Consider the following 5,060-nt stretch of genomic DNA (forward strand, 5'->3'; position numbering starts at 1 on the left):
AAGTGATGAAGCATCCATCGACACTAACGACACCTCCATTGCAGACGATCAAAGTGTGGAATCGACTGAGGCAACATCAGCCGGGGATGGTGCCAGTGAGCTTGAGGGGATCGACGGAAATAATGTTGATACTGAGTCAATCCAGACCGAAGCGGAATCGACTGAGACAACATCAGCCGGAGATGATGCCAGTGAGCTTGAGGGGGGCGATGGAAATAATGTTGATACTGAGTCGATCCAGACCGAAGCGGCAGCCACTGGGGAAACCCAAGTCGATGAGGGTTTCAGTGAGTTTGATGCCACCGATGGTGAAATTGATGGCACTGAACAGTCAGAAACGGCTCAGCGGCGTTCCGATGACAGCGGGGACGACAGTAATCCGGAAGGAACAGCATTTACTGCCGGTAGTCCAAACCCGCTGGATGGCTCGTTATCCAGCGATTCTGGTTACTCCTCTGGCGATGAAAAGGACCTGGGTGTAGTCCAGACACCTGGTCCGGAGCCAGACTTTTCCTCAGATGGATCGCAAGAATCAGCCCCGACGGAGAACGCTCAAGAAGTCCGTCAAGCAACGGCCAATATCAGAGAGATCGCAAAACGTCGAAAAGCAAGCCTGCAGGCTGACTCGACATCGGCAAGTACAGCAGCTTCTCCTGCTCGCTCTTCATCAGCCCCGGCGCGAACATCTGGAATAATTAACAAGCCTGTTGATGTAAGCGGTGTGAAGTCTGTTGTTTCTCAACAGATGAACGCTACCCGGAGAGCCAAATCAACAGACGCAATACCAAAAGCGCAGAGGGACGCTGATAAAAAAATGCTGGGTGTTGCGAGTACCTATAACGAAGCAAGTGTCCTTAAGAGTGCCTTTGAGAAGTTGGGAAACAATACAGGTAATCTGAAACTGTCACGAGACATTGCCAAGACCGCCGAAAAATACATTGCCAGCGAGGCTCAGGATGGTAAGCCCTTTTTGTCTAGTCCTGATACAAAACAGAAAAAAGCGCTCAAAGATCTTGGTTTGTCCCCAAATGCCTCAGAGAGAGATATTCGTGTGGCTCTGCTTAAGAAGGCCAGTGCATCAGCGAAATCAAAAGAGGGTAAAGCCGTGCATCTAAAAACTATGATAACACTGAACAACCACCATCAGGCGCTGTTTAATCATTGACATTCTTCCGCAACGGGATTGTTACTGAGGAATAGTCCTTAAGTAATTCCGACATTTTAAACTCGGTCTCCGTTCATCCTGAGCGGAGTCGAAGGATGACTGGCACGATAATGGAGGCCGGACTTCGACAGGCTCAGAAATGTGGAATTATTTCGGGCCAATTCCTTAAGGTAAATCTTCTGACCGGTACTGCTGCTCGTAGTCTGACCATGAATATTCAGGATGCTCCTGCTCCAGCCTTGCCAGCTCTGCTTCAAGGGAAGGCAGCTCCCCTTCAGGCGAAGGCAGTTGTCCTTCAGACAAAGGCAGATCAAGGCCCAGTTCTGACAGTTTGGACTCCAACACAGAAAAGTCCGGTGTAGTCGGGAGTTCACCTTCATCTGAAAGATCATTCTGGTACAAGCTGTCCGTGACTCGGGCAAATTCCGGGCCAGGCCTTGTCTCCAGTGAAGCAAGATCATTTGAATTATGGTTTTGGTGATGGTCAACAGGCAGCTCTGAATTGTCAGAAGTCTGTTCAGCAGCTACATCAGTTTCGGGCTGCGGATAACTTTCCGCCTGATCTGCGCCCGGGTTATTCACAACTGGCTGGGCTACCGGCTCTTCGTCGGCTTGCGCTGGTTCGTTCGGTTGTTCGTCGGCAAAAGTGGAGGCCCCTGCGGTCTCAGCTACCGACTCTTGCGCAGCGGGCATGGCCTCCTGACAGGCTGTCTTTTCATCAACCTTCGCAACGGTTGGCTGCCTCTGCGCCTCAAGCGCTAATAACTCTTCTGCCTCTAGCGGCTCAAGGTCTGCTGTTTCCAGGGTCTTGGCAGGCAACTCCTTTTTAACCCGAACCCCCAGCGTCAAAAACTGATCCGCCTGGGCAATCAGGTTTCCACGACCGTGCTTCAGTGTGCCCATGGCATCGTCGTAAGTGGTACGAGCGTTACCCAGCTGAATATCCAGTTTCTCCATCTTCTCGACAAAAATCCGAAGTTTGTCGTACACCTGGCGGCCTTTGTCAGCAAGCTTGCGGGTGTTGGCATTTTGCCGTTCAATGGTCCACAGGTTGGCAACGGTGCGCAGGGTCGCCAGCAGGGTAGTGGGTGTGACAACCACGATGCGTTTTTCAAATGCTTCATTGAACAACTTCTGGTCATACTGGAATGCTGAAATAAAGGCCGGCTCTATGGGCATGAACATAAAGACAAAATCAGGAGCCTTGATTTCCGGCAGGCCGGGATAGTCTTTCTGGTACAGGCTGTTGATGTGGTTGCGAATGTTCTGGATATGGCGGGCCATGGCGGCATCGCGGTCAGCATCGGTCTCAGCACTGACAAACGCCATGTAGTCCACCAGTGATACCTTGGAGTCGATAATCAGGTGTTTGCCCTCAGGCAGGTGAACAATAAAGTCGGGCCGTTTGTTCTGGCCATCTTCATCCCTGAAATTGGGTTCCCGTTGATATTCCTGTCCTTTAATCAGGCCACTGCTGTCAAGAATGGTCTCAACTTGCATTTCACCCCAGCTGCCCTGGAGTTTCTTGTCCCCCTTCAACGCCTTGGCCAGGTTCTCGGCATCGTCGGTCATCTTGCGGTTAAGCTGATGCATGGTTTCCAGCTGCTGCTTCAAGGCTGCACGGCTGGCATTGTCTTCAAGGTGAGCCTGTTCAACCTTGTTACGGAATTCACCCAGCTGCTCCCTGAACGGTGCCAGCAGTGAATGCAGCTGCTCCTGGTGCTGATCAGAGAGTACTTTCCCCCTGGCTTCAAAGATTTCGTGGGCCAGGTGTTTGAACTCCTGTTTCAGGGCTTCCTTGTTTTCCTGAAGTTGCATCAGGGCTTTTTGGCTCTGCACCTGTTGTTCTTCGAGACGGGTTTCCAGCTCCTTTACCCGCTGCTCAGCCTTACTTCGGCCAGAGCGCTCGACAGCCAGTTCTTTCGCCCGATTCTGAAGGTCCCTGTTTTTATCTGCTTCACGCTTGCGCTCTGAAATCAGCATGGCCTCCAGTCGGCCGACCTTGACCTGATGCTGATTGACCAATTCGTTAAGACGTAAGGTCTCCTTGTGCAGAAGGGCTTTACCTGAGTCCAGCTGTTCCTGCATGACCGCACTTTGCTCTGCCAGTTCGTCCTGCAGATCGACTTTCTGTTCTGTCAGCTGGGCAATCTGCAGATGCCGGGCATCGGCTTCCCGCTCCATTTGTGATCGCATGTTGTGCTGAGCCTGCCGACAGACGAACCACGCCAATACGAACGACAATAGTGAGGCCACGGCAACTACGATAAGGGCGGTAAGCGTCATGAAAGAATCTCTCTGGAAATTGCACTCAAAGACATTTTGACAGCATCACCCGGGAAAAAGTTCAGGTCATAGCAAAAAAATTTGCCAAAGACCTGACTTGCAGTATTTAAAGCTGAAAAAATGGTTGCAGCAGCCGTGGAACCAGGCCTTTGAAACGCAGAGGACCATCCGTGGCAATCAGGCAGATACAGCCTTCATGAGTATCGGCAACCGGCTGATGGGTAATATCCGGGTCAACATCCGCCACATCGCCGACAGAGAAACGCCCCAGCTCGTCGCTGTATGACCCCTTGAGCACCAGGGTCAGCTCAGAGCCACTGTGGCCGTGGGATGGCATGAAGGTACCCGGAGCAATTTTCAGCAGTCGCAGCTTGCCCCGAGAGGCGGGCAGGATAAATTGCTTCATGCCCGGTGCCATGGTGCGCCAGTGGAGATCGCTGAACCACTGGCCAGAGATTGGGCGCAGAGGCTCCGGAATATCACCGTCGGCTTGATCATGGGGTATTTTCTGAGTTTCGGAATATACCTCGTCAACCGACTTGTCCAACAGGGCTAACATCGAATCCCGGGCTTTTTTGGACATTGGTTCCATGGGTTCTTGCTCCATCAGCCCATGGCCAATCAGTTCAGCGTCTGCAACCTTGCCATGACAGTGGTCACATACCGCCAGATGACAGGCAACAACTATGGCCAGAGCATCCGGCAAACTGCAGGCACCGTAACTAAGCAGGGTGCTGTCATCGGGGTGGTGATTGCAGTTCATGACTCACCTCCAATGCGAACCCGCAATTTATCAAATGCCAGTCTGAGGCCAGACTTGACACTGCCAATGGGCATGTCCATATCTTCGGCGATTTCTCGATGGGATTTTCCTTCGTAATACACTTTATAAACCAATTGAGCCTGTTGCTGAGGCAGGGCACCCAATGCATCTTTTAAACGCTCTGAATCACAGACCGCCAAACTGGGTGTGTAACCTGCCTCGGGAAAATTGTTCAGCGGGGAGAGCATATCAGGCTTGTCTTTACGAAGCCGATCAATCCATAGATTTCTGGCGATACGAAAAATCCATGTGGACGCTGTCGCTTTGGCAGGATCGTAGCTGGCAGTCTTTCGCCATACCGACAACAGGGTTTCCTGGACCAGCTCTTCAGCCAGTTCTTCATTCGCCCCTTTTCTGACCAGAAAGCTTTTCAGCCGCGGAGTGAAATAGTCATAGACCTGCATAAACAGCTTTTTATCGCGACTTTTCGCCAGATCAACAAGGACGTGCCTGAAATCCTGCTGATGCGTTACCTGATCAGGTTTCAATTCCATGGAGGTTTCAACGAGCCGAAGATATACCATAATTCTTTGATGTATTTATACATAGATGATTATACGTAAAAAATGCCAATTACGATCACCTGCGGTGATACAGCCAATGATCACTTCTTTTCGCCAGTATAAGCGTTTCTTTGCAGCACAGGGGGGGGCTGTTCGAGAATGGCGCCCTGAGACATAGCGCTGTTCCCGGTGAAGCCAGAAGGCTGTCCGAGAATAGCGCCCATAGCAAGGATGGCAGAAAATTGAGGATAAAAAGTCGGAAATTTTTAGTGAATAGTGGTTC

The 5,060-nt window shown here is 51.2% G+C and carries 5 protein-coding genes; 1 reads left to right on the top strand and 4 read right to left on the bottom strand.

The window, feature by feature from the left end:
• Nucleotides 1-1,165: hypothetical protein (locus KDK14_RS16595; RefSeq protein WP_257266290.1), on the top strand; the 1,165-nt coding region annotated here is incomplete at its 5' end.
• A gap of 165 nt (nucleotides 1,166-1,330) precedes the next feature.
• Here KDK14_RS16595 and rmuC read toward each other — a convergent pair.
• From rmuC to KDK14_RS16615, 4 genes are all read right to left on the bottom strand, one after another.
• The gene (gene rmuC / locus KDK14_RS16600) at nucleotides 1,331-3,361 is read right to left on the bottom strand and encodes a DNA recombination protein RmuC (RefSeq protein ID WP_257266291.1); all 2,031 of its coding nucleotides are present in this window, start codon (nucleotides 3,359-3,361) and stop codon (nucleotides 1,331-1,333) included.
• A gap of 196 nt (nucleotides 3,362-3,557) precedes the next feature.
• Entirely contained in the window at nucleotides 3,558-4,214 is a 657-nt protein-coding gene (locus tag KDK14_RS16605) for a ChrR family anti-sigma-E factor (protein WP_257266292.1), read from the bottom strand.
• A complete protein-coding gene (locus KDK14_RS16610) occupies nucleotides 4,211-4,768 on the bottom strand; it encodes a sigma-70 family RNA polymerase sigma factor (protein WP_257266293.1) in 558 nt (185 codons plus the stop codon). The genes KDK14_RS16605 and KDK14_RS16610 overlap by 4 nt, the downstream gene beginning before the upstream one ends.
• A gap of 85 nt (nucleotides 4,769-4,853) precedes the next feature.
• The coding region (locus tag KDK14_RS16615) for a hypothetical protein (protein ID WP_257266294.1) at nucleotides 4,854-5,060 on the bottom strand (207 nt) is incomplete at its 5' end.

The sequence above is a fragment of the Endozoicomonas sp. ONNA2 genome (assembly GCF_024606365.1).
Lineage (GTDB): Bacteria > Pseudomonadota > Gammaproteobacteria > Pseudomonadales > Endozoicomonadaceae > Endozoicomonas.

Bases quoted from the DNA above. Each gene is read 5' to 3' on its own strand.
- rmuC (WP_257266291.1), bottom strand. From the start codon at position 3,361: ATGCGATCACAAATGGAGCGGGAAGCCGATGCCCGGCATCTGCAGATT.
- KDK14_RS16605 (WP_257266292.1), bottom strand. From the start codon at position 4,214: ATGAACTGCAATCACCACCCCGATGACAGCACCCTGCTTAGTTACGGT.
- KDK14_RS16610 (WP_257266293.1), bottom strand. From the start codon at position 4,768: ATGGAATTGAAACCTGATCAGGTAACGCATCAGCAGGATTTCAGGCAC.